Source organism: Candidatus Pelagibacter sp. HIMB1505 (assembly GCF_052047915.1).
In the GTDB taxonomy this organism is placed as follows: domain Bacteria; phylum Pseudomonadota; class Alphaproteobacteria; order Pelagibacterales; family Pelagibacteraceae; genus Pelagibacter; species Pelagibacter communis_A.
The window spans coordinates 23976-47187 of the sequence record NZ_JBNAIR010000002.1; the positions used below are offsets into that span (position 1 = coordinate 23976).

Annotated in this window: 24 protein-coding genes and 1 tRNA gene; 18 read left to right on the forward strand and 7 right to left on the reverse strand. The window is 30.0% G+C overall.

Going from position 1 to position 23212, the window contains the following annotated elements; all coding sequences use genetic code 11:
• The first annotated feature begins 1 nt into the window (after position 1).
• The 13 genes from ACTTAU_RS06475 to ACTTAU_RS06535 all read left to right on the forward strand — a co-directional run bounded on the left by ACTTAU_RS06475 (position 2) and on the right by ACTTAU_RS06535 (position 12858).
• Positions 2 to 496, forward strand: a complete 495-nt coding sequence (locus ACTTAU_RS06475; protein WP_438304341.1) for a crossover junction endodeoxyribonuclease — start codon at positions 2 to 4, stop codon at positions 494 to 496.
• Between the two features lie 51 nt (positions 497 to 547).
• A complete protein-coding gene (gene tolQ, locus ACTTAU_RS06480; RefSeq protein WP_438304338.1) occupies positions 548 to 1222 on the forward strand; it encodes a protein TolQ in 675 nt (224 codons plus the stop codon).
• A gap of 8 nt (positions 1223 to 1230) precedes the next feature.
• On the forward strand, positions 1231 to 1647 hold the full coding sequence (gene tolR, locus ACTTAU_RS06485; protein WP_085114691.1) for a protein TolR: 417 nt from the start codon (positions 1231 to 1233) through the stop codon (positions 1645 to 1647).
• A gap of 7 nt (positions 1648 to 1654) precedes the next feature.
• On the forward strand, positions 1655 to 2464 hold the full coding sequence (locus tag ACTTAU_RS06490) for a cell envelope biogenesis protein TolA (RefSeq protein ID WP_438304336.1): 810 nt from the start codon (positions 1655 to 1657) through the stop codon (positions 2462 to 2464).
• Positions 2465 to 2466: 2 nt separating this feature from the next.
• Positions 2467 to 3819 carry a Tol-Pal system beta propeller repeat protein TolB gene (gene tolB, locus ACTTAU_RS06495; RefSeq protein ID WP_438304335.1) on the forward strand — a complete coding sequence of 451 codons (1353 nt, stop codon included), beginning with the start codon at positions 2467 to 2469 and terminating at the stop codon, positions 3817 to 3819.
• 84 nt (positions 3820 to 3903) lie between these two features.
• A complete protein-coding gene (gene pal / locus ACTTAU_RS06500) occupies positions 3904 to 4383 on the forward strand; it encodes a peptidoglycan-associated lipoprotein Pal (RefSeq protein ID WP_438304334.1) in 480 nt (159 codons plus the stop codon).
• 89 nt (positions 4384 to 4472) lie between these two features.
• The gene (gene ybgF / locus ACTTAU_RS06505) at positions 4473 to 5450 is read left to right on the forward strand and encodes a tol-pal system protein YbgF (protein ID WP_438304332.1); all 978 of its coding nucleotides are present in this window, start codon (positions 4473 to 4475) and stop codon (positions 5448 to 5450) included.
• The gene (tilS, locus tag ACTTAU_RS06510) at positions 5413 to 6435 is read left to right on the forward strand and encodes a tRNA lysidine(34) synthetase TilS (RefSeq protein WP_438304331.1); all 1023 of its coding nucleotides are present in this window, start codon (positions 5413 to 5415) and stop codon (positions 6433 to 6435) included. The genes ybgF and tilS overlap by 38 nt, the downstream gene beginning before the upstream one ends.
• Positions 6436 to 6478: 43 nt before the next feature.
• The gene (ftsH, locus tag ACTTAU_RS06515) at positions 6479 to 8368 is read left to right on the forward strand and encodes an ATP-dependent zinc metalloprotease FtsH (RefSeq protein WP_438304330.1); all 1890 of its coding nucleotides are present in this window, start codon (positions 6479 to 6481) and stop codon (positions 8366 to 8368) included.
• Positions 8369 to 8374: 6 nt separating this feature from the next.
• The gene (gene folP / locus ACTTAU_RS06520) at positions 8375 to 9421 is read left to right on the forward strand and encodes a dihydropteroate synthase (RefSeq protein WP_438304328.1); all 1047 of its coding nucleotides are present in this window, start codon (positions 8375 to 8377) and stop codon (positions 9419 to 9421) included.
• Positions 9422 to 9427: 6 nt separating this feature from the next.
• Positions 9428 to 10753, forward strand: a complete 1326-nt coding sequence (gene glmM, locus ACTTAU_RS06525) for a phosphoglucosamine mutase (protein ID WP_438304326.1) — start codon at positions 9428 to 9430, stop codon at positions 10751 to 10753.
• Entirely contained in the window at positions 10754 to 11566 is an 813-nt protein-coding gene (gene thiD, locus ACTTAU_RS06530; protein WP_438304323.1) for a bifunctional hydroxymethylpyrimidine kinase/phosphomethylpyrimidine kinase, read from the forward strand.
• Positions 11566 to 12858, forward strand: coding sequence for an adenylosuccinate synthase (locus ACTTAU_RS06535; protein ID WP_438304321.1), 1293 nt, complete (start codon positions 11566 to 11568; stop codon positions 12856 to 12858). Before thiD ends, ACTTAU_RS06535 begins: the two co-directional genes overlap by 1 nt.
• Here the strand turns inward: ACTTAU_RS06535 and rpoH are convergent.
• The gene (gene rpoH / locus ACTTAU_RS06540) at positions 12855 to 13736 is read right to left on the reverse strand and encodes an RNA polymerase sigma factor RpoH (RefSeq protein WP_438304319.1); all 882 of its coding nucleotides are present in this window, start codon (positions 13734 to 13736) and stop codon (positions 12855 to 12857) included. The two genes, ACTTAU_RS06535 and rpoH, sit on opposite strands and share 4 nt — an antisense overlap.
• Positions 13737 to 13788: 52 nt before the next feature.
• Positions 13789 to 14769, reverse strand: coding sequence for an RluA family pseudouridine synthase (locus ACTTAU_RS06545; RefSeq protein WP_438304317.1), 981 nt, complete (start codon positions 14767 to 14769; stop codon positions 13789 to 13791).
• A 23-nt stretch (positions 14770 to 14792) separates the two neighbouring features.
• On the opposite strand from ACTTAU_RS06545, the gene ACTTAU_RS06550 reads away from it, so the two are divergent.
• Positions 14793 to 14869 (forward strand) — tRNA-Arg (locus ACTTAU_RS06550).
• A gap of 1 nt (position 14870) precedes the next feature.
• Here ACTTAU_RS06550 and ACTTAU_RS06555 read toward each other — a convergent pair.
• Genes ACTTAU_RS06555 through ACTTAU_RS06565 form a run of 3 tightly spaced genes read right to left on the reverse strand, consistent with a single transcriptional unit; the run spans position 14871 to position 17314 of the window.
• Positions 14871 to 15662, reverse strand: coding sequence for an ABC transporter permease (locus ACTTAU_RS06555; RefSeq protein WP_438304315.1), 792 nt, complete (start codon positions 15660 to 15662; stop codon positions 14871 to 14873).
• Positions 15652 to 16383, reverse strand: a complete 732-nt coding sequence (locus tag ACTTAU_RS06560) for an ABC transporter ATP-binding protein (RefSeq protein ID WP_438304313.1) — start codon at positions 16381 to 16383, stop codon at positions 15652 to 15654. The genes ACTTAU_RS06555 and ACTTAU_RS06560 overlap by 11 nt, the downstream gene beginning before the upstream one ends.
• Entirely contained in the window at positions 16373 to 17314 is a 942-nt protein-coding gene (locus ACTTAU_RS06565; protein WP_438304311.1) for an L-threonylcarbamoyladenylate synthase, read from the reverse strand. The genes ACTTAU_RS06560 and ACTTAU_RS06565 overlap by 11 nt, the downstream gene beginning before the upstream one ends.
• A gap of 20 nt (positions 17315 to 17334) precedes the next feature.
• Here ACTTAU_RS06565 and ACTTAU_RS06570 point away from each other — a divergent pair, with 20 nt between their 5' ends.
• The 3 genes from ACTTAU_RS06570 to dxs are packed head-to-tail and all read left to right on the forward strand — an operon-like array spanning position 17335 to position 20352.
• Complete coding sequence (locus tag ACTTAU_RS06570) at positions 17335 to 17580, forward strand: exonuclease VII small subunit (protein WP_438304310.1); 246 nt, start codon at positions 17335 to 17337, stop codon at positions 17578 to 17580.
• On the forward strand, positions 17570 to 18442 hold the full coding sequence (locus tag ACTTAU_RS06575; RefSeq protein ID WP_438304309.1) for a polyprenyl synthetase family protein: 873 nt from the start codon (positions 17570 to 17572) through the stop codon (positions 18440 to 18442). Before ACTTAU_RS06570 ends, ACTTAU_RS06575 begins: the two co-directional genes overlap by 11 nt.
• Positions 18442 to 20352 (forward strand): 1-deoxy-D-xylulose-5-phosphate synthase, encoded by a 1911-nt coding sequence (dxs, locus tag ACTTAU_RS06580; RefSeq protein ID WP_438304308.1) that lies wholly within the window; start codon positions 18442 to 18444, stop codon positions 20350 to 20352. The genes ACTTAU_RS06575 and dxs overlap by 1 nt, the downstream gene beginning before the upstream one ends.
• Positions 20353 to 20355: 3 nt before the next feature.
• On the opposite strand, the gene aroC is transcribed toward dxs, so the two are convergent.
• A complete protein-coding gene (gene aroC / locus ACTTAU_RS06585; protein ID WP_438304306.1) occupies positions 20356 to 21438 on the reverse strand; it encodes a chorismate synthase in 1083 nt (360 codons plus the stop codon).
• Between the two features lie 33 nt (positions 21439 to 21471).
• On the opposite strand from aroC, the gene pdxH reads away from it, so the two are divergent.
• Entirely contained in the window at positions 21472 to 22098 is a 627-nt protein-coding gene (gene pdxH, locus ACTTAU_RS06590) for a pyridoxamine 5'-phosphate oxidase (protein WP_438304305.1), read from the forward strand.
• Here pdxH and ACTTAU_RS06595 read toward each other — a convergent pair.
• Complete coding sequence (locus ACTTAU_RS06595) at positions 22095 to 23108, reverse strand: polyprenyl synthetase family protein (RefSeq protein WP_438306234.1); 1014 nt, start codon at positions 23106 to 23108, stop codon at positions 22095 to 22097. The two genes, pdxH and ACTTAU_RS06595, sit on opposite strands and share 4 nt — an antisense overlap.
• Positions 23109 to 23212 lie beyond the last annotated feature (104 nt).

Below are 23212 nucleotides of genomic sequence, written 5' to 3' on the forward strand. Positions count from 1 at the left end.
AATGCTAATAATTGGAATAGATCCAGGTATATCAGGATCAATTTGTTTTCTTATAGACGGAAGAATTTTAGATGTAGTCGAAATGCCAACTATGACAGAAGGAAAAAAAAATAAAAAACAAGTTAACGGATCTCAGATTTATAATGAGATAAAAGATAGAACAGAAAAAATAGATAAAAACGATATCAAAGTCGTAATTGAACAGGTTTCAGCTATGCCTGGTCAAGGAGTTACCAGCATGTTTAATTTTGGACAATCATTTGGAATATTAAAAGGAATATGTTCGGCTATGCAACTTCCTATGTATTTTGTAAGACCTGCAAAGTGGAAAAAATATTTTAATTTGATTAATTCAGAAAAAGATGCCAGCAGAACAAAGGCTATTGAGATATTTCCCTATTTTTCATCTAATTTAGCAAAAAAAAAAGATTCAAATAAGGCTGATGCAATATTGATTGCTAGCTTTTTCTTTGAGACATTTAGAAATGAGGAATAGTCAAAGTTTTTAGAACAAATTGATGACACATTTCAGTGTGAATAGTTTTGAATGGAAGCAGATATATCATCTCAAGCAGTAGGCTTAGCATCTAGTGCAGATTTCTCTTTAATAAACTTATTTTTAAAAGCAGATATAATTGTAAAAACAGTAATTATCTCTTTGATTGCTTGCTCAATTTATTCTTGGGCGATCATTTTTGATAAAATAAAGATGTTTAAAAAAATAAATCTTTCTTCAGAAGAATTCGAAGAAAAGTTTTGGAGATCAAAATCTGCAGAAACTTTTTATAATAGTCTGCCTTCTGATGTAGAAGATCCCATGGCGGCTTTATTTAAAGAATCTATGCAAGGTTTACTTAAATCTAAATCAAAAACAAATTTAGTAGAAAAAATGGGTGGAATTTTAGAAGTTGGAATTGAAAAACAAATTTCTAAAATTGAAAAAGGTTTTACTTTTTTGGCAACAGTTGGATCAACAGCTCCCTTCATAGGTTTATTTGGAACTGTATGGGGGATCATGAATTCTTTTCAATCCATAGCAATATCCAGAAATACCAGTCTTGCAATTGTTGCACCTGGAATAGCAGAAGCGTTATTTGCAACAGCGCTTGGATTACTAGCAGCAATACCTGCAGTTGTTGCTTATAATAGATTTAATAATGATAGTAGAAAATACTCTCAAAAATTAGAAAGTTTCTCAAAAAGATTTCTATCAATTATTTAGTTTACCAAATGGCTTTTAAATTTAATCGTTCATCAAAAGAACCAATGAGTGAGATTAATGTAACACCATTTGTAGATGTGATGTTAGTTTTATTAATTATTTTTATGGTTACAGCTCCCCTATTAACTGTTGGTGTTCAGGTTGATTTGCCAGAGAGTTCCGCAGACTCATTACCAGAAGAACAAGAGCCACTAACTTTGACTATAAATTCAAAAGGAGAAATTTTTATTCAAGAGTCTAAAGTTGAGTATGAAAAGATAATAGCTAAAGTTCTGGCTGTATCTAAAAATAGAACAGATACTCGTATTTATGTTAGAGGCGATAAAACAATAAATTATGGAAGAGTTTTAGAAATCATGGGACTTCTTTCAGGATCCGGTTTCACTAAAGTAGCGTTGATTTCAGAGCCTTATAAAGAGAGGTAATAATTTAATGAATAGAAGCATAATCTTATCTTCTGTTTTTCATTTATTCATAATAATTTTAACAGCAATTAGTCTTCCGTTTTTATCCAAAAAAGCAATTGATTTACCCCCAATAGTTTCTGTTGAACTAATTCAAATCACAGAGAAAACTAATATACCTTTTGCTCCAAAAGCTAAGAAAATTATTGAGAAAGTTAAGGAAAAAGAGAAGAAATTAGTCTCTGAGCAAGCCCCTCCCAAGAAAGTTAAGAAGAAAAAACCAGATTCTGTTCCAATGCCAGAAGAAAATGTAAAAAAGGTTGAGAAAGTAAAAGATGATACTCAAAATCCAGAGAAAGTTGATAATGAAGTAAAACAAGTATCTGAGTTTGAAAAAGAAGAATTATTTGATCCTAATAATATTGCTGCATTAATAGATAAATCTAAAGAGGAAACAGCTTTAGAGGTAAATAATACAGACCAAGTTACTCAAGATCAGGTTAAAAATTTTGAAAATACAGGACTTACTTTAAGTGAAGAAGACGCATTAAAAGCACAGATTTTTGGTTGTTGGAGTATTCCACTTGGTTTACCTTATAATGAAAATTTATTAGTGAGAATTAAACTTGAATTAAAACCTGATGGATCCGTTAGCAAATCTGAAATTTTAGATCATGCTAGAATGAATAGGCCTGGACAGGGATTTTATAAAGTTTTAGCTGAAAGTGCACTTAGAGCTGTTAAATTGTGTCAACCTTTAAGAGTACCAACAACTGGTTATGAAAGATGGAAAGAGCTACAATTAAATTTTGATGCAAGGGAAATGTTAGAAGGTTAATTATGAAAAACTTAAAGCTTATCTTATTGTCAATTTCAATACTATTACTAACAATAATAAAATCTTACAGTTTAATTGAAGTAGATATTACAAGAGGAAATCTAAACCCACTTCCTTTAGCAGTATCTCCATTATCAATAGATGATGAATCAAAAAAACGTTTCGAAAAACTACTTAAGAAAAAAAATATTGGTGATGAAATCTCTATGATTGTTGAAAACAATTTAAGAACCTCAGGACTATTTAATCCACTTAATAAAGATGCTTTTTTACAAGCTCCTGATATTGCAAACTTAAAACCTAGATTTGAAGATTGGAATTTAATTAAAGCCCAAGCATTAATTACAGGTAAAGTGACTAATGTTGAAGACAAATTAAGAGTAGAATTTAGATTATGGGATGTATTAGCTGGTAAAGAAATGATGGCTCTTGCTTTTACAACTGTTCCAACTAACTGGAGAAGGGTTGGTCATATAATTTCTGATAAAGTATATGAAAGATTGACTGGTGAAAAAGGATATTTTGACACAAGAATTATTTATGTAGCCGAGGAAGGACCAAAAACCAATAGAATAAAAAAACTAGCTATAATGGATCAAGATGGTGCAAATAATAAATTTTTAACTTTAGGTAATGAATTGGTTTTAACACCAAGATTTAATCCAACTAGCCAAATGGTAACATATCTATCTTATTTTAGAAATTTACCTCGAGTTTATCTTTTAGATATTGAAACTGGCATGCAAGAGGTTGTGGGAGATTTTCCAGGTATGACTTTTGCACCACGTTTTTCTCCTGATGGAAAAAAAATTATTATGAGTTTTGCTAAGGATGGAAATTCTGATATTTATACAATGGACCTTGAAAATAGAATTGTAGAAAAAATTACCAATCATCCTTCTATAGACACCTCACCATCATATTCACCTGATGGAAAGTTTATTTGTTTTAATTCTGATAGAAGTGGTTATCAGCAAATATATGTCATGAGAGCTGACGGCAGTAATGTTAAGAGAATTTCTTTTGGAAATGGAATTTATGGAACACCTGTTTGGTCTCCTAGGGGTGACTTAATAGCATTTACAAAACTACATAAAGGTAAATTTTATATTGGCGTGATGAGGACGGATGGAACTGGCGAAAGACTGCTAACAGAAAATTTTTATCAAGAGGCTCCCTCGTGGTCTCCAAATGGAAGAGTTTTAATTTTTTATAGAGAAACAAAAACAGATGCTAATGGAGAGGGATTTTCCGCTAAATTATGGTCTATTGATCTAACAGGTTATAATGAGAGAATGGTAAAAACACCATCAGATGGGTCTGACCCATCATGGTCATCATTATTAACTAATTAATCCTAAAACACTTGATTTTTAAGCTTGAAACGTCTAGTTAGGTGTGAAATTATTATATTTAGAAATATTGATTAAGGAGCAATAATGAAATTAAACAAAATTTTAAAAAATACACTTTTAATTCTTTTAGCTTGTTTTGCACTAAGTGCTTGTGCAACAAAAAAAGTTTCAACAGGACAAATGCAGAGTGATGTTTACACAGGAACAGATACAGTTGAATATTTAGCATCAGGTGTTCCAGATAGAGTTTTCTTTGCAACGAATGAGTCAGTTTTAACGACTGCTTCAAGAGAGACTTTAAGAAAACAAGCTGCATGGTTAAGAAAAAATTCAGATGTAACAGTGGTACTTGAAGGTCATGCTGACGAAAGAGGTACAAGAGAATATAACTTAGCGTTAGGAGAAAGAAGAGCAAATGCTGCTAAAGATTACCTAATGACCTATGGTATTTCTTCTGACAGAATCTCTGTTCTAAGTTATGGTAAAGAGAGACCAGTTGACTCAGGATCTAACCCATTAGCTTGGTCAAAAAATAGAAGAGCCGTTACGGTTAAAGCAAATTAATAAATATTTCTAAAAATTTTAAGACCTCTTACACCAAGTTAGGTTAAGGGGTCTTTTTTTTGCCATCATTATAAACATAACTAAATGTAATGAGACTTAAAAAGTTATTTTTAATTAAATCATTAATCTTATTAAATTTTTTTGGGGCGCAAAGTTTATTAGCTGATAACCATAATATTTATGAAACACTAGAATTAATTCAAAAAGATATAAAGACATTAGAAAAAGCAGTTTATTCAGGTTCAATAGAACTTAATAATAACACAACAACTTCTTCAAATTTTGAAAATAACTCAGAAGATGTTTTAACTAGACATTTATTAAAACTTTCAGAGATCGAAAATCAATTTCAACAGCTTACAAATAAGTTTGAAGAAATAAATTTTAAACTTGATAAATTATCTAATAGATTATCAAAAGTTCAAGCAGACAATCAAATTAGATTTCAAGATATAGAAATGGCTATGAATTCTGGTGAAGGAATAAAAAAAATTACAAAGAATACAACTCAGGAAAATATTTTGCCTGGCTCGTCAACACCACAAGATTTAGGTTCCATATCATATAAAGATACAGCCTCAAATGAAACATCTCAAAAAATTGAGTCAGTCGAAACAACTGCTTCTATAGTTACTGAAACTTTTCAGGCGGAGGAAAAAATTTTGCCCAATGAATCTCCAGATAAGCAATATGAATTTGCAACTAGTTTCTTAAAAGTTGGGGATTATCCAACAGCAGAAAGAGCCTTCAGAGAATTTGTTGTATCTAATCCAGAGCATCAGTTAGCTGGTAACGCTCAATATTGGTATGCTGAAACTTTTAGAATTAGACAATTATATACAGATGCAGCAGCAGCTTATTTAGAGGGATATCAAAAATATCCACAGGGTGAAAAAGCTCCAGTAAATTTACTTAAACTTGGAGTTTCGATGGTGCAAATTGGAGAAAAGGATCAAGGATGCAAAATGATTAATGGTGTTGAAAAACAATATCCAAAAGCAAATCAATCTGTTATCCAAAAAGCAAAATATGAGTCTCAAAAATTTGAATGTAACCAAAACTCATAACTTAGTATTAAAATTATCTAACAAAAAAATAAAAGATTTATTTAAAAAATTTGAAAAAAATTTTCAAATTAAAGAAAATTTTGCTGTAGCCATATCAGGAGGTCCAGACAGTCTTGCTTTAGCTTTTCTTACTAAGATTTTTGCACTTAAATATAATTTAATCTGCAAATATTTTATTGTTGATCACAGGTTAAGAAGAGAATCTGAATTAGAAGCCAAAAAAGTAAAAAAAATTTTAAAAAATTTTGCTATTAATCTTGAAATACTTACCTGGAGAGGAAAAAAACCTTCGAGCAATATTCAATCTTTAGCAAGAAAAAAAAGGTATAAATTATTATTTTCAGAATGCAAAAGTTCAAAAATTTCAAATTTGATTTTGGGACATCACTCAGAAGATTTGATTGAAAACTTTTTTATAAGAATGATAAGAGGTAGCGGCTTAAGAGGGTTAGTTTCTCTTGAAAAAAAAACAACCATTAATGAGATAACCTTAATCAGACCACTGCTTGAATTTGAAAAAAAACAATTGGAATATATTTCAAATCATGTTTTTAATTTTTTTGTTAAAGATCCATCAAATGAAAACATTAATTTTACAAGAATAAAAGTCAGAAAAATAATTGAAAAGTTTAAAAATAATGGTCTCAAAAATGATAAATTATCTTTGACCTTAAAAAATTTGAAAAGTTCAGATCAAGTTATTAAATTTTATACTGAGCAAAATAAAAAACAAAATTCGTATTTTGATAAAAAAAATAAAAGATTAATTTTAAATGAAGCATTCTTTAAAACTCCTTATGAGGTTGTTTTTAGATCTTTTTCAGACTCTTTAAAAAATATAGGAGGAAATTATTTTTCTCCTAGAGGAAAGAAAATTGATTATATTCTTCAATTAATTCAAAAGAGGGCTTTTAAAAAGGAAACTTTGGCAAATTGCATTATTAAAAAGGTAAATCAGACTGTAATAATTGCTAAAGAATACTAATATTCACTCTTGTTTAATTTAGAATAATTCTTATCTTAATCCTATGAATTTAAAAAATTTAGCTATGTGGGCTATAATAGTTTTTTTGACTATTGGACTTTATAATATGTTCAAAAATCCTCAGTCCAATATTAGAGGTGGGAATCAAATTATATTTTCAGAATTCTTAACATCAGTTGATAACGGAGAAATTTTAAAAGTAGAAATTCAAGGTAATAATATAAAAGGTGTATATTCAAATGGAAATAGTTTTTCTACATATGCTCCAAATGATCCAAATTTGATTGAAAAATTATCTGATAAAGGCGTAAGTATTTCCGCTGCTCCTATTGAAGAAAAAATGCCTTCATTATTTGGAGTACTTTTATCGTGGTTTCCAATGTTATTACTAATTGCTGTTTGGATCTTTTTCATGCGTCAAATGCAAGGTGGTAAAGGTGGTGCAATGGGCTTTGGTAGATCCAAAGCTAAAATGATGAATGAATTAAAAGGTAAAGTAACTTTTAATGATGTTGCAGGAGTAGAAGAGGCAAAAGAAGAAGTAGAGGAAATTGTTGAGTTTTTAAAAGACCCTAAAAAATTTAGCAGACTTGGTGGAAAAATTCCTAGAGGTGCATTGCTAGTGGGTCCTCCAGGTACAGGTAAAACATTATTAGCTAGAGCAATTGCTGGTGAGGCAGGTGTACCTTTCTTTACTATTTCTGGATCTGACTTTGTTGAAATGTTTGTTGGTGTAGGAGCATCAAGAGTTAGAGATATGTTTGAACAAGGAAAGAAAAATTCTCCTTGTATAATTTTTATAGATGAAATTGATGCAGTAGGAAGAAGTAGAGGAGCCGGTTTGGGAGGTGGTAATGATGAAAGAGAGCAAACATTAAACCAGTTGTTAGTTGAAATGGACGGATTTGATACTAACGAGGGTGTAATTATCATTGCAGCAACAAATAGACCTGATGTTCTTGATCCTGCTTTATTAAGACCAGGAAGATTTGATAGACAAGTAGTTGTCTCAAACCCAGATATTATTGGAAGAGAGAAAATATTAAAAGTGCATGTAAAAAAAATAAAGATGGCACCAGATGTGAATTTAAGAACTATCGCAAGAGGCACTCCAGGATTTTCAGGTGCTGATTTAGCCAATTTAGTAAATGAAGCCGCATTATTAGCAGCTAGAAAAAACAAAAGAATAGTTACATTGAACGAGTTCGAGGAGGCAAAAGATAAAGTAATGATGGGATCTGAGAGAAGATCTATGGTTATGACAGAGGAAGAAAAAACTCTGACAGCTTATCATGAAGCCGGCCATGCGATAGTAACTATAAATGAGAGTGCAGCCTATCCTATACATAAAGCTACAATTATTCCAAGAGGAAGAGCGTTAGGTATGGTGATGCAATTACCCGAAAGAGATGAGCTTTCACAAACAAGAGAACAGCTACATGCTCAATTAGCTATAGCAATGGGTGGAAGAGTGGCTGAGGAAATAATTTTTGGAGATGATAAAGTTACAACTGGAGCTGCAAGCGACATAGAACAAGCAACAAGAAGGGCGCGAGCAATGGTTATGAAAGCAGGTTTAAGTAAAGAACTTGGCCCTGTTGCTTATGGAGAAAACGAGGAAGAAGTTTTTCTTGGAAGGTCTGTTGCAAAACAACAAAACATGTCTGAAGAAACTGCTAGAAAAGTGGACTCTGAAATTAGAAAAATTGTTGATAAAGGCTATGAGAGAGCAAGAAAAGTATTAACAGAAAAAATTGATGACCTTCATAAACTCGCAAAAGCGCTTTTAACCTATGAGACTCTTTCTGGTGAGGAGATAGAGAATTTGATTAACAAGAATATATATCCTGCTGATAAGCAAGATTTAAAAATTGAAGATGAAAAAGGTTCTGCTTTGAGTGCAATGGGTCTTAAGCCTAAAATTGTTCATTAAAATTTTATGACTAGATATTACACAAGAGCGTGTAATTTCTATTATGGTAAAAATTCAAAAAATAAAATCAAATTAAAAAAAGCTTTACCATTAAACAATAGAGCAGACATCTCTTTTGATCATATTGAAATCATATCAAGAAAAAAAGTAAAGAAGATAACAATTAGTCAAATTAATAAATTACCAAAAAAAATAAAATTAAAAGTTAAAAAAGATCTTTTAACAATAACAAGAAAAATCAAAAATTTTGATAATTTAGATTTCAATAAATTTCATCTAATGGGAGTTTTAAATATTACTCCTGATAGTTTTTCTGATGGTGGAAAATATATAAGCGCTGCGAAAGCAAATAAACAAATGTTAAAGTTATTTAAAAATGGCGCAAGTATTGTTGATATTGGAGGAGAGTCAACACGACCTGGCTCTAAAGCGATTAGTGAAAAATTAGAATGGAGCAGAATAGATAAAGTTTTAAAAAAGATTAAAAAAAATAAACTAATTTCTATAGATACACGTAAATCTGCAATTATGAAAAAAAGTTTATCATTAGGAGCAAAGATTATAAATGATGTTTCTGGACTTAATTATGATCAAGAAACAATCAATGTTCTAAGAAAATCAAATGCTCCGTTTGTCTTACAGCATTCATTAGGTGATCCCGAGGTTATGCAATCAAATCCAAAATACAAAAATGTTATATTAGACATCTATGATTTTTTTGAACAAAAGATAGAATATTTAAGAAAATCAGGAATAAAACATAATAAAATTATCCTAGATCCAGGTATAGGTTTTGGAAAAAATTTAAATCATAACCTTAAAATACTTAAGAATATTTCAATATATCATAGTTTGGGATTTCCAATATTACTTGGAATTTCTAGAAAAAGATTTATTAAGGAAATATCAAAGGAAAATGACAGTCACAACAGATTAGGCGGAACAATAAGCTCTGGATTGTTTGCTTTGAAACAAGGTGTTCAAATATTGCGAGTGCATGATGTTAATGAGATGAGGCAGAGTTTAAAAGTATATCAAGAACTAATTAGATAAATAATAATGAAATACTTTGGTACAGACGGGATAAGAGGCAGAGTTAATAGCAAACATATTAATGGTGATATGTTTTTTAAATTTGGTTTAGCAGCTGGCAAATATTTCACAAATTTGAGGAAAAAAAAACAAACAGCAATTATTGCCAAAGATACAAGATTATCTGGATATACATTGGAACCTGCTTTAGTTTCAGGTTTGACTTCAGCGGGCATGCATGTTTTTACAATGGGGCCTTTACCCACCAATGCATTAGCGATGTTAACAAAATCTATGAATGCAAATATGGGAATAATGATAACAGCATCACATAATCAATTTTATGATAATGGATTAAAATTGTTTGGTCCTGATGGATTAAAGTTATCCAATAAAATTGAAAATAAAATAGAAAGATTAATTGATCAAGATATCAGAAAAAATCTAACCTTTAATAATTTGCTTGGTAGGGTTAAGCGATTAGAGACAGGCACAAATGTTTATTTAAAAATTATAAAAAAAAGAATTAATAAAAAAATCAATCTTAAAAGAATTAAAATAGTATTAGATTGCGCAAATGGAGCTGGTTACAAGGCAGCACCGAAATTATTTAAATCATTAAATGCTAAAATCATACTTATAGGCGATAAGCCAAATGGTTTTAATATAAATAAAAAATGTGGCTCAACATATCCTGAATTAATCCAGAAAACAGTAATAAAACATAAAGCAAATCTTGGCATATCTTTTGATGGAGATGCAGATAGAATAATTATGTGTGACGAAAAAGGCTCAATTATTGATGGAGATCAAATAATAGCAGCAATTGCTTTACAATGGAAAAGGAAAAAAATTTTAAAAGGAGGAGTAGTTGGAACTCTAATGTCTAACTATGGATTAGAAAAATTTTTTAAACAAAATAACATAAAGTTCATAAGAGCCAAAGTTGGAGATAAATATGTTAAAGAACTTATGCAAAAAAATAAATTTAATTTAGGTGGCGAACAGTCAGGACATATTATTCTTGGTAAATATGCAACAACTGGTGATGGTCTATTAGTTGCTCTTGAGGCAGTTAAAGCGTTAAATGGAAAAATAAAAGCTAGTACTTTTTTTAATGTTTTCAAAAAAACACCTCAAATTTTAAAGAATATTAAATGTAAAAAAGAAAATGTTCTAAATGAACCAAAAGTAAAAAAAGCAATTAAATCTTCCAAAGAAATTATAAAAGGCCAAGGAAGAATTTTGGTGCGAAAATCAGGAACTGAACCTGTAATCAGAGTAATGGGTGAAAGTGAAAATATAAATCTCTTAAAAAAATCTATAAAAACAATAACTGATAAGTTGATATAATTGAAAATAAAATCAAAAATTTTGATAATAGCAGGTTCTGACTCATCAGGTGGTGCTGGTATTCAGGCAGATATAAAAACTGCAACTTGTTTAGGGTCTTATGCAATGACAGCGATAACGGCTGTGACAGTGCAGAATACCAAAGGTGTAAAGTCAGTAGTACCTTTGCCGCCTCAAGAAATATATGATCAAATTATTCATACAGGAAAAGATATTAGACCAGATGCTATAAAAATTGGTATGCTACACTCATCTGAAGTTATTAAAAAAGTTATTCTTTCATTAAAAAAATTGAAAATAAAAAATATTATTTTAGATCCAGTGATGGTTGCTAAAGGTGGCGCTAAACTAATAAGTGATGATGCTATTCAATTGATGAAAAAAAAACTTTTAAAAGAAGTTTCTTTGATAACACCCAATATTCCAGAAGCTGAAATTCTAACAGGTGTAAAAATAAATTCTAAAGAGGACATGATATTTGCAGCTCATAAGCTGATGCAATCTGGTGCATCAAATATTCTTATTAAAGGTGGTCATTTAGAGGCTAAAAAAGTTCATGATATTTTTGTAAATAAAGAAGAGATTAAAATATTTAACAGCAAAAGAATAAAAACTTTTAACACTCATGGCACTGGTTGTACTTTGTCAACGGCAATCACTTCATTTTTCTCATGTGGAAAAGCCATAAAGAAATCTTGTGAGCTTGGAATTAAATATGTAAATTCTGCAATATTAACAAACCCAAAAATTGGAAAAGGTAATGGTCCAATAAACCACCTGACTTCAATTGAGTTAAATAGACTGTATAAGTAATGAAAAATATTGTAGTTGTTGGTTCACAGTGGGGAGACGAAGGCAAAGGAAAAATAGTCGATTGGCTGTCAGAACAAGCTGATGTAGTAGTTAGGTTTCAAGGTGGTCATAATGCTGGCCATACTCTTGTAATTGATGGAGTGACATATAAGCTTCGACTTTTACCTTCAGGTATTGTTAGAAAAAACAAAACATCAGTTATTGGTAATGGAGTGGTTATTGATCCATGGGCTCTTTTGGATGAAATAGAAGAGATTAAGCAAAAAGGTGTAGATGTAAGTCCAGAAAACTTAATGATATCTGAAGCAGCAAATTTAATTTTGCCATTCCATAGAGAGATGGATGAAATAAGAGAAGACGCTGCTGGAAAAAGTAAAATTGGAACCACTAGAAGAGGAATTGGTCCTGCTTATGAGGACAAAGTGGGTAGACGCTCAATCCGAGTTATGGATTTAAGATCTGAAAAAAATTTAGATCAGAGGCTAGAAACAGTTCTATTGCACCATAATGCAATCAGAAAAGGTTTAGGAAAAAAAATTTTTGAAAAAGATCAATTAAAAAAAGATTTATTAAAAATAGCTCCAGAAATACTAAAATTTTCTCAACCAGTATGGTTAAAGATTGATCAATTTAAAAAACAAAAGAAAAGAATTTTATTTGAGGGTGCTCAAGGTATCTTGCTTGATGTAGATCATGGTACTTATCCGTTTGTTACATCTTCAAACACTGTAGCTTCGAGTGCTGCTACTGGTACTGGTTGTGGACCAAACTCAATTAATTATGTTCTTGGTATAACAAAAGCTTACACAACTAGAGTTGGGGAGGGACCATTTCCGACAGAACTTGAAGACAATATAGGAGAGTTACTAGGAACTAGAGGCAAAGAATTTGGTACAGTTACAAGTAGAAAAAGACGATGCGGTTGGTTTGATGGAGTTTTAGTACGACAAACTATGAAAGTGTCAGGTATTGACGGTATAGCACTTACTAAACTTGACGTATTAGATGAGTTAGATGAGATTAAAATTTGTGTAGAGTACGATTTAGATGGAAAAAAAATAGATTATTTACCTGCAGCTGTTGAAGATCAATTAAAAATTAAACCTATTTACAAAACTTTTTCAGGATGGAAAACTTCGACAAATGGAATTAAAAATATTAATGACTTACCAGATAATGCAAAAAAATATATTTTTGCAATAGAGGAATTTATTGGAGCAAAAATATCTAGCATCTCAACTAGTCCAGAGAGAGATGATACAATACTTGTTGAGAATCCTTTTGAAATTTAATTTACTGGTAGAAGATTTTTAGATTTAGCTAATAAAAGCATGTGCTTTTGTAATTTTTCAAAAGCTTTATTTTCTATTTGTCTAACTCTTTCTCTACTTACTTTGTACTTCTTACTCAAATCTTCCAAGGTAGTCGGATTATCATTTAATCTTCTGGAATAAAGAATTTCTCTTTCTCTTTCATTTAAAACTTTTATTGAATTTTTAAGTAGATCTTTTCTTTGCTCCATCTCTTCTTGATGAGCAAATTTAAGGTCATGATCTAATTCTTTATCTACCAACCAGTCTTGCCATTCATCTCCATCTTCTCCAACTTGAGCATTTAAGGAAAACTCTTTACCAGAAAGTCTCCTATTCATTGAAACAACCTCATCTTTACTAACATCAAGTTTGTTGGCTATCTCATTTACATGCTCATCCCTAAGATCACCTTCAGATTGAGGTGCAATTTGATTTTTGAGCTTTTTTAAATTAAAAAATAGTTTTTTTTGGGCTGTAGTGGTTCCTATTTTAACCAAGCTCCAAGATCTAAGAATGTATTCTTGTATTGAGGCTTTTATCCACCACATTGCATATGTTGCTAGCCTAAAACCTTTTTCAGGTTCAAATTTTTTAACAGCTTGCATTAATCCTACATTTCCCTCTGAAATCATCTCATTCACAGGCAAACCATATCCCTTATAACCCATCGCTATTTTAGCAACTAATCTAAGATGACTAGTAACTAGTTTTTCAGCAGCTTTAATATTTCCTGTAGTTTTCCAATTTTTGGCCAGCATATATTCTTCCTCAGCATCAAGCATTGGAAATTTTTTTATCTGATCTAAGTATGCAGATAATCCACCTTCATTACTTAGAATTGGTAAATTATTGTTCATTGCTATGCTCATTGACTGTCTATGTAATTAATTATTTAGTTATTTCAATAATTTAGTTATTTAGTTTTCTCAGCTTTTTTATAACTATATCAAGCTCATGTGGCAAATTTGAGGTAAAAACCATCTCTTCATTTTTTTTTGGGTGAAAAAAACCTAATGTTTTTGCATGCAAGAATTGTCTGTCTAGTCCTAAAAGAAGATTATTTAGTTCTTCATCAATATTTTTAATTTTCTTGAATTTTTTTTTGTACTTATCATCTCCAACTATACTATTACCTAAATAATTCATATGAACCCGAATTTGATGTGTTCTACCTGTTTCCAATTTACATTCTAAAAAAGTTAAAGTGGGTGTGTTTTTATTTTCAAAAATTTCTAATGTTTTGTAATTTGTAATTGCTTTTTTTCCTTTTGTAAGGCTTGCTTCCATCATTTGTCGATTTTTTGAACTCCTTGTAATAAATGTTTCAATTCTACCTGTGCTTGGTCTTAGCTTTCCCCAAATGAGTAATTGATATGATCTTAAAATTGAATGTTTATTAAATTGATTGGATAAATTTTCATGTGTAAAGTTATTTTTTGCAATGACTACTAAGCCAGAAGTATTTTTATCAATTCTGTGAACAATTCCAGGTCTAAGCTCATCTCCAATACTAGTTGATAACTCTTTATCATAATTTATTAAAGCGTTTACTATTGTATTATCATAGTTGCCAGCTCCAGGATGCATTACAATACCAGCTGGTTTATTTATTACTAAAAGATCATCATCTTCATAAACAATATTAAGATTATAATTGAAAGGTTTTAAAGAAGTTTTTTTAGGTTCTGGAATTTGAATAGAAATTTTATCATAAAGCATTAATTTTTTAGATGGATCTTTAATAATTTTGTTATTAATCTTTAAATTCTGATCTAAGATTAAATTTTTTATTCTAGTTCTACTAATTTCTTTGTTGTGCTTATTGATAAAAGTATCAACTCTGGTGTTTTGATCTCCATCACATACAATTAAAGTTATTTTTTTTTCCATAAAATACTATATTAATATTATATGCGCTTGTAGCTCAACTGGATAGAGCGCCTGACTTCGGATCAGGAGGTTCTGGGTTCGACTCCTAGCAGGCGCGCCATTTACTCTCCCATATTAATTAAAGTACCTTTTTCTCTAGCTTTGTTAAATGAAATATAAAATATAATGATACTTAAAATAAGATAAAATAAATTTAAAAGGTATGCATTGAATATATTTTTAAAATCTACAGACCCATTTATCAAAATATTTCGAGCCTCATCAAAAATATAAACTAACGGTAATCCTTTAGCTAAAAGTTGAAAAAAATTTGGCAAAATTTCAATTGGATAATAGATACAACCTAATGGAGCCAATAGAAAAAGGGATGACCAGGCAATATTTTCAAATGATGGTCCGAACCTTAACAGTCCAGCACTTACTAACAATCCAAGTGTGATGCCAAAGATATATAGACTTAAAAATAAAAATAGCAGAGGCAATCCTAATTTTAAAATTGAAATACCAAATAATGGTGAAGTTAGAATGATTGCAGGAATAAGACCAATTAATGTTCTAACTAAAGATGTAAATATTAATGAAATAATAATTTCCTTAATTTTTAAAGGAGAAATAAAGAGATTGGTGAAATTTCTACTCCAAATTTCCTCTAAAAAAAGCATGTTAAAACTGATGCTTGATCTAAATAAAAAATCATACAAAATTGCACAAGTTAGAATTATACCAACAGTATTATTATAATAGTCACTATAAGCAGTAAAAAATTTAGAAATAAATCCCCATAAAATTATTTGTATTGAGGGCCAATAAATTAAATCAAGAATCCTTGGAAAGGAGCCTCTAATCAAATAAAAGTGTCTTAAAAAAAGACCATACATTCTATTAAAGTTCATTTTTTCTAGTAAGTTTTAAAAATACTTCCTCTAAATTTTTGCGACCATGTTTTAAAATTAATTCTTCAGGTTTTCCAGAGTCAATAATTGATCCATTTTTCATCATCATCACAGATGTACACAATCTTTCTACTTCACTCATATTATGTGATGCCAGTAAAATAGAACTCTCTTTTTCTTTTTGAAAATCCTCCAAAAATTCTCTAACAAAGTCTCCAGTCTCAGGATCTAATGATGCTGTTGGTTCGTCTAGAAGGAGTAAAATTGGATCATTAATAATAGCCTTTGCTAAACTAACTCTATTTTTTTGGCCTGAGGATAACTCACCAGTTATACAGTTTAAAATTTCATTCAGTCTAAGCTTTTCAGTTAAGTAATCTATTTTATCATCAAGATTTTCAACATTATATAGTTTTCCATAAACAAATAAATTTTGTTTTACCGTGAGTTTTTTAGGAAGTTCAATATATGGAGATATGAAATTAATTTTTTTTAAGATATCAACTCTATTTTTTTCAATATCTTGATTATCAATTAAAACTTTACCACTAGAGGGTTTTAATAAACCTAAAATCATTCCAATTGTTGTTGTTTTTCCACAACCATTAGGTCCTAGTAGTCCAATGATTTCATTTCTTTTTATTGTAAATGAAATACTCTTTACCGCCTCTACTCCATTGTAAATTTTACTTAAAGAGTCTATTTGAAGATTATTGTCCATCGAATTTTGAGGCTCTTAACAAGCGATCATTAATAGTTTTTCCTAAGCCATGGTTTTTTATTTTTTCAACAGCTAGTGATTTAAAATTATCCTTTTTTATCTTTCTAAGTGTTGAGTACAAATTTTTTGCTGCTTCTTTTAAATCACCTTTTTTTGAGAGATAATAATAGAAATCTTTATGTTCTTTTTTTTTCTTTAATGATAAATATGCTTCATTTTTATTTGGTTTTTTAACGTTTAGTCTAATAGGAATTCCAGGTGAATAATGCAGCTTCATTTGACCAGGTGAAAATATTCTTTTTGAATTTAACTTTAAGCTTAGTTTCTTATTTAAACAATTTTCAATATCTAAAACTTTCAAACCTCCAAGCCTCAATATTTTTGGTTTATTTACCAGTGAAATAATAGTTGATTCAACACCAACCTGTGATCTGCCACCATCTAAAATAAACTTTATTTTATTACCAAAGTCTTCTTTAACATCTTGATAACAAACTGAACTAACTTTAGTTGATATATTTGCACTTGGAGCTGCAAGTGGATATTTGAGTAATTTAAGTAGTTTTCTAGTTAAATTGTGTTTAGGAAATCTTACAGCCAGAGTATTTTTCTTGTTGGTAACATTATTGGATATTTTTGAAGTTTTTTTCAAATTTAAAACATAAGTGATGGGGCCTGGACTAAATTTTTTAAATAGTTTTAAGAAATCTGAGTTAATTTCACAGTCTTTTGTTAAATCATTAATACTATGATAATGAACTATCAATGGATTATTTTGTGGTCTTTTTTTTAATTTAAAAATTTTTTTTACACCTTTATTAGAGTAAGCATTAGCTGCCAAACCGTACACAGTCTCAGTTGGTATTGCCACGCAGTCTTGATTATCAAGGATGTTTTTTGCTTTTTTAATATTTGAAAGATTGTTTTTCATGTAATATCAGAAATTAATATATGAAAGAAGAAAATAAACAAATTTATTATCAAAACATGAGTCTTGAAGAATTAACTAACGAAGCAAATAGAATTATTGATTATTTAGAAAAATGTGAAAATATTGAGACAGAAACTGAGACTTACCAAAATCTAATCAAATTGAATAATTTAATAGAAAAAAAATTTCATAATTCGTCAAAAAATATTAACCTTAAAACAAAAGAAAAAATAATAGAGATTTCAAAAAAAAATAATGCAAATTAATCTAAAAAAAATAGCAACTGATACAGATTTTTTTTTAAAAAAATTTTTCAAGACACAAAAAAAATCTCCATTATTGAACCCTATGAGCTACGGTTTGTTTTCTGGTGGAAAAAAAATAAGATCAAAAATTTTGCTGGATGTAGGAAAAATTTTTGATGCTGAATATAAAAAACTTATAATTGTTGGGTCAGCTGTTGAATGCATTCATTCTTACTCACTAATTCATGATGATTTGCCTTGTATGGATGATGATAAATTAAGAAGAGGTAAACCTACAGTTCATGTTAAATTTGGAGAGTCAACTGCGGTGCTAGCTGGTAATTCACTTTTGACTTTATCATATGAGATTTTAACAAGTGATTTACTTAAATTAGATAACTCAATAAAACTTAATCTGGTTAAAAAAATTTCTGAATGCTCTGGTCACCTTGGTATTGCAGGTGGTCAGTACTTAGATTTGAGTTACGAACATAAAAAAGTCTCAAAAAAAAATATTTTACAAATGGAGATAAAAAAAACTGGTAAGTTATTTAGTTTTTGCTGTATGGCACCGCTATTAATTAAAAAAAAGGATAGCAAACTAGTTAAAAAATTTGATCAAATCGGCTCTGAAATTGGTTTGTTATTTCAGATTGTTGATGATTTAATAGATTACAAAGGTCAAGCATCTGTAGCTGGAAAAAGAACCAAAAAAGATGAAAAGAAAGGAAAAGCAACCCTTATCAGTTTACTTGGTTATGAAAATACTGTTAAGTACAAAGATGATTTAATAAAAGTGTTATATAAAAAATTAAGTTACTTTGGATCCAAATCTAAAAATCTTATTAGCACTTTAAATTACATTGCAACAAGAGATAAGTAATGAGAACATATAAATTTTTAGATCAAATCAACTTTCCCTTAGATTTAAAAAAAGTATCTGAATCTGATTTACAAAAAGTTGCTGACGAACTTAGAGAAGAAACTATTAGTGCTGTTTCAGAAACTGGTGGACACCTTGGAGCAAGTTTAGGAGTTGTGGAGCTTACAGTTGCACTTCATCATGTATTTAATACTCCTAAAGATAAAATAATTTGGGATGTTGGGCATCAGTGTTATCCACATAAAATAATTACTGGTAGAAAAAATAAAATAAGAACCTTACGTCAAGGTGGAGGTATTTCTGGATTTACAAAAAGATCTGAAAGTGAATACGACCCATTTGGTGCAGCACATAGCTCAACTTCTATATCGTCAGCCTTAGGAATTGCAGAAGCTAATAAATTATCAAATAAGAAAGATAATGTAGTTGCTGTAATAGGCGATGGTGCAATAAGTGGAGGGATGGCTTATGAGGCTATGAATAATGCTGGGGCATCTAAAACAAAGATGATCGTCGTTTTAAATGATAATGATATGTCTATTGCAAGACCCGCAGGTGCAATGGGAACTTACCTTGCAAAAATCTTTTCAGGAAAAATATATTTCAGTTTTAGAGAAACTATCAAGATGATAATTTCATCTTTCTCTAAAAGATTTAGTGCAAAAGCTGGAAAAGCAGAAGATTTGTTTAGATCTGCTATTTCTGGTGGAACTTTATTCAACTCGCTTGGTTTTTACTATATTGGACCAATCGATGGTCACGATATGGAAAGTTTAATCCCGATATTAAAAAATGTCAGAGACTCAAAATATCAAGGACCTATATTAATTCATATTAAAACAAAAAAAGGTAAAGGTTATTCATTCGCAGAAAAAGCAAAAGATCATTATCATGGAGTTTCAAAATTTAATGTAAAAACTGGCGAACAATATAAAGCAAAAAGCAAGCAACCCTCATATACTAAAGTTTTTTCGAATACTTTAATTCAACATGCAAAAAATGATAGCAAGATTGTTGCTATAACTGCTGCTATGCCTGATGGAACTGGCTTGACAGACTTTGCAAAAGAATTTCCAGATAGAACATTTGATGTAGGTATTGCAGAACAGCATGCAGTTACTTTTGCAGCAGGGTTAGCTACAGAAAATTATAAACCTTATGCTGCTATTTACTCAACATTTTTACAAAGAGCGTATGATCAAGTTGTTCATGATGTAGCAATACAAAGCTTACCAGTACGTTTTGCAATAGACAGAGCTGGTTTAGTTGGTGCAGATGGTCCAACACATGCAGGTTCTTTTGACACAACTTACCTATCTACGCTTCCAAATTTTGTTGTGATGGCTGCAAGCAATGAGGCTGAACTGGTGAAAATGATAAATACATCTATAAATATAAATGATAAACCTAGTGCATTTAGATTTCCAAGAGGTACGGGTTTAGGTGTTGATCTACCATCAATAAATGAAACAATTGAAATTGGAAAAGGTAAAGTAGTTCAGGAAGGAAAAAAATTGGCTGTATTAAATTTTGGTGCTAGGCTTAATGAAACTTTCAAAGCCTCTGAAAATTTAAAGAAAAAAGGGATCAATATAACAATCGTCGATGCTAGATTTGCAAAACCTTTAGATGAAAATTTAATTTGGCAATTAGCGACAACTCATGAATCTATTTTAACTATTGAAGAAGGTTCTATCGGAGGTTTTGGTTCACACGTAGTTGATTTTTTATCAAAAAAAAGCCTATTAGACTCTAATTTAAAATTTAGATCAATGACTTTGCCAGACTCTTTTCTAGATCAAGATACACCTGAAAATATGTATAAATCTGCTGGACTAGATGCAAAATCTATTGAAGATAAAATTTTAGATTTAATAAACTCGAATATTATTTTACAAAAACAGAAATAGAATTTAACTACACTGTGCTTTATTCATTAGATAGTGGTCTAGTAAAACACAAGACATCATTGCCTCTCCCACCGGTACAGCTCTAATACCAACACATGGGTCGTGTCTACCTCTAACTGAAATAGAGGTATTTTTTCCAAATTTATTTATAGTTTTTTTTGTAGTTAGGATTGATGATGTTGGTTTTACTGCAAATGACACAATTATTTCTTGACCTGAAGAAATACCCCCTAAAATTCCACCAGCATTATTTGATTTGAAATTAATTTTTTTATTTTTTGAAAAAATTTCATCAGAATTATTTTCTCCTGTTAATTGAGCTGAATTCATTCCTGAACCAATATTAACTCCCTTTACAGCATTTATGCTCATCATTGCGGAAGCAATATCTGAGTCTAATTTAGAATATATTGGAGCCCCTAGGCCAGCAGGTATACCTTTTGCTCTTACTTCAATGACAGCTCCACAGGATGAGCCTGATTTTCTTATACCTAATAAATATTTTTCCCATAACTTGATCATTGATTTATCAGGACAAAAGAATGGGTTTTTACCAATAATTTTTTCATCCCATTTTTTAGTATCACAACCTAAAATACCTAACTGAGTTACAGCACCGGTTATTTTAAATTTTTTTCCAATTTTACTTTCTAGAACTTTTTTAGCTATAGCTCCAGCCGCAACTCTTGCAGCAGTTTCTCTTGCTGAAGATCTTCCTCCACCCCTGTAATCTCTAATTCCATACTTTTTAAAGTATGTATAATCTGCGTGACCTGGTCTAAATTTGTCTTTTATATTACCATAATCTTTTGATCTCATATCTTCATTGTATATAATTAATGAGATAGGGGTTCCTGTAGTTTTTCCTTCAAATACACCCGAAAGTATCTTCACCTTATCACTTTCTTTTCTTTGAGTAGTAAATTTAGATTGTCCTGGTTTTCTTTTATTAAGTTCCTTTTGAATATCTTCTTGCTTTAAATTTATTAATGGAGGACAGCCATCCACTATGCAACCTATTGCTGGTCCATGAGACTCTCCCCATGTTGTGAAACGAAATAGCTTTCCAAATGTATTAAATGACATTATTTATATTGTATAAGTTATTTTGTTAAAATTATGAATGAAAAAAACTCATTGGGTTTGGATAGATGTTTTTTAGAGACTGATGGACCATTTGATTTATTTGAAAAATGGTATCAAGAGGCAAAAAAAAAAGAAATTAACGATCCAAACGCTTTGGCATTAGCCACATCATCTAAGAATGGAGTCCCATCTGTAAGAATGGTTTTATTAAAAGATTTCAGCAAAAATGGTTTTGTATTTTACACAAATCTTAATAGTCAGAAAGGGAATGAGATAAAAGAAAATCCTTTTGTTTCAATGTGTTTTCATTGGAAATCACTACTTAGGCAAGTCAGAATAAATGGAAAAGTAAGTCAGGTAGAAAATTCTGTTGCTGACGAATATTATAATTCTAGAGCTTATGAAAGTAGGATTGGAGCTTGGGCTTCTAAACAAAGTTCTGTTTTAACTAATAGACAACAACTTGTTAATTCTATCCAGGAATTCAAAGAAAAATTTAATGATAAAGATAAGGTACCCAGACCTGATCATTGGTCTGGATGGAATTTGAAACCAGATAGTTTAGAGTTTTGGTTAGATGGTGATAATAGAATTCATGAAAGACTAAAATTTATTTTAGATCATAATGGTAAGTGGAAAAAAGTTTTACTAAGTCCTTAAAAATTTCTTGCTAAACTAAAAGAAGTTAAGTTGTTCAATATTTCTTTTTGTTCGCTATTTTTAAATATTGATAAAGAGCTTGATGCTAACTCAATATAGTGTTGAGCCTTTTTATAGCATTCATTGATTACACTATATTTTTTGATTAATTTTAAAACATATTCTAAATCATTTTTTTCTCTTTTTGTCTTAGAAAAAATATTATTAATTAATTCTTTTTCTGTCTCATTAATTTTTTGAAAAAGAAGTATAATAGGCAATGTAACTTTTCCCTCATAAAAATCTTGACCAATTTCTTTTCCAAAAATCTTTAAATCAGAATTATAATCAAGAGTATCATCTGCAATTTGAAATGTTAGACCAAGATTTCTACCATAAAATTCCAAAGCCTCTTTTTCTTTTGTACCCACTTCAGCTAAGATCGCACCAACTTTTGTTGCAGCTGAAAACAATTCAGCTGTTTTTGCAGAAATTATTTTAAGATAAGTTTCTTCAAGCATATCAATTTCACCTTTATGCTGTAATTGAAGTATCTCTCCTTGAGCTATAGTAGATGATGTTGCTGAAAGTAATTTTAAAATTTCAATATTTCCATCTTCAACCATCATTTCAAAACATCTACTAAGAAGATAGTCTCCCACTAAAATAGATGAATGATTGTTCCAAATTTTATTTAAAGTTTTTTTGCCTCTTCTTACCTCACCGTTATCAATAACATCATCATGCATTAAAGTTGCACCATGAATTAACTCAACACATGCAGCCAGATTAATATCACGAGAACCTTTCGTGTACCCACATAGTTTTGCTGCTCCTAATGTTAAAAGAGCTCTTAATCTTTTTCCACCTGTATCAATATGATAATTAGTCATTTTATTTGCTAAATCGACATCACTAGAAAGTTTTGATTTAATTTTTTCTTCAACCAAAACAAGTTTTTCATCTACAGAATTTTTTAGCTCAAAATAAGTATTATTAATTTTATTTTGAAGTTTAATGACTGAACCCATAGGCATAAATTAGTTTATAAAAATAATATTATTACTTATCAATTGACGCACCCTAATCTTCAATTATAAGTAGTCTTTAATTAACTTTTAAAACTTCTATAATA

What these genes read in the sequence shown, in the direction of transcription:
- ACTTAU_RS06475 (WP_438304341.1), top strand. Translation starts at nt 2, where the DNA reads ATGCTAATAATTGGAATAGATCCAGGTATATCAGGATCAATTTGTTTT.
- tolQ (WP_438304338.1), top strand. Translation starts at nt 548, where the DNA reads ATGGAAGCAGATATATCATCTCAAGCAGTAGGCTTAGCATCTAGTGCA.
- tolR (WP_085114691.1), top strand. Translation starts at nt 1,231, where the DNA reads ATGGCTTTTAAATTTAATCGTTCATCAAAAGAACCAATGAGTGAGATT.
- ACTTAU_RS06490 (WP_438304336.1), top strand. Translation starts at nt 1,655, where the DNA reads ATGAATAGAAGCATAATCTTATCTTCTGTTTTTCATTTATTCATAATA.
- tolB (WP_438304335.1), top strand. Translation starts at nt 2,467, where the DNA reads ATGAAAAACTTAAAGCTTATCTTATTGTCAATTTCAATACTATTACTA.
- pal (WP_438304334.1), top strand. Translation starts at nt 3,904, where the DNA reads ATGAAATTAAACAAAATTTTAAAAAATACACTTTTAATTCTTTTAGCT.
- ybgF (WP_438304332.1), top strand. Translation starts at nt 4,473, where the DNA reads ATGAGACTTAAAAAGTTATTTTTAATTAAATCATTAATCTTATTAAAT.
- tilS (WP_438304331.1), top strand. Translation starts at nt 5,413, where the DNA reads ATGAGTCTCAAAAATTTGAATGTAACCAAAACTCATAACTTAGTATTA.
- ftsH (WP_438304330.1), top strand. Translation starts at nt 6,479, where the DNA reads ATGAATTTAAAAAATTTAGCTATGTGGGCTATAATAGTTTTTTTGACT.
- folP (WP_438304328.1), top strand. Translation starts at nt 8,375, where the DNA reads ATGACTAGATATTACACAAGAGCGTGTAATTTCTATTATGGTAAAAAT.
- glmM (WP_438304326.1), top strand. Translation starts at nt 9,428, where the DNA reads ATGAAATACTTTGGTACAGACGGGATAAGAGGCAGAGTTAATAGCAAA.
- ACTTAU_RS06535 (WP_438304321.1), top strand. Translation starts at nt 11,566, where the DNA reads ATGAAAAATATTGTAGTTGTTGGTTCACAGTGGGGAGACGAAGGCAAA.
- rpoH (WP_438304319.1), bottom strand. Translation starts at nt 13,736, where the DNA reads ATGAACAATAATTTACCAATTCTAAGTAATGAAGGTGGATTATCTGCA.
- ACTTAU_RS06545 (WP_438304317.1), bottom strand. Translation starts at nt 14,769, where the DNA reads ATGGAAAAAAAAATAACTTTAATTGTATGTGATGGAGATCAAAACACC.
- ACTTAU_RS06555 (WP_438304315.1), bottom strand. Translation starts at nt 15,662, where the DNA reads ATGAACTTTAATAGAATGTATGGTCTTTTTTTAAGACACTTTTATTTG.
- ACTTAU_RS06560 (WP_438304313.1), bottom strand. Translation starts at nt 16,383, where the DNA reads ATGGACAATAATCTTCAAATAGACTCTTTAAGTAAAATTTACAATGGA.
- ACTTAU_RS06565 (WP_438304311.1), bottom strand. Translation starts at nt 17,314, where the DNA reads ATGAAAAACAATCTTTCAAATATTAAAAAAGCAAAAAACATCCTTGAT.
- ACTTAU_RS06570 (WP_438304310.1), top strand. Translation starts at nt 17,335, where the DNA reads ATGAAAGAAGAAAATAAACAAATTTATTATCAAAACATGAGTCTTGAA.
- ACTTAU_RS06575 (WP_438304309.1), top strand. Translation starts at nt 17,570, where the DNA reads ATGCAAATTAATCTAAAAAAAATAGCAACTGATACAGATTTTTTTTTA.
- dxs (WP_438304308.1), top strand. Translation starts at nt 18,442, where the DNA reads ATGAGAACATATAAATTTTTAGATCAAATCAACTTTCCCTTAGATTTA.
- aroC (WP_438304306.1), bottom strand. Translation starts at nt 21,438, where the DNA reads ATGTCATTTAATACATTTGGAAAGCTATTTCGTTTCACAACATGGGGA.
- pdxH (WP_438304305.1), top strand. Translation starts at nt 21,472, where the DNA reads ATGAATGAAAAAAACTCATTGGGTTTGGATAGATGTTTTTTAGAGACT.
- ACTTAU_RS06595 (WP_438306234.1), bottom strand. Translation starts at nt 23,108, where the DNA reads ATGGGTTCAGTCATTAAACTTCAAAATAAAATTAATAATACTTATTTT.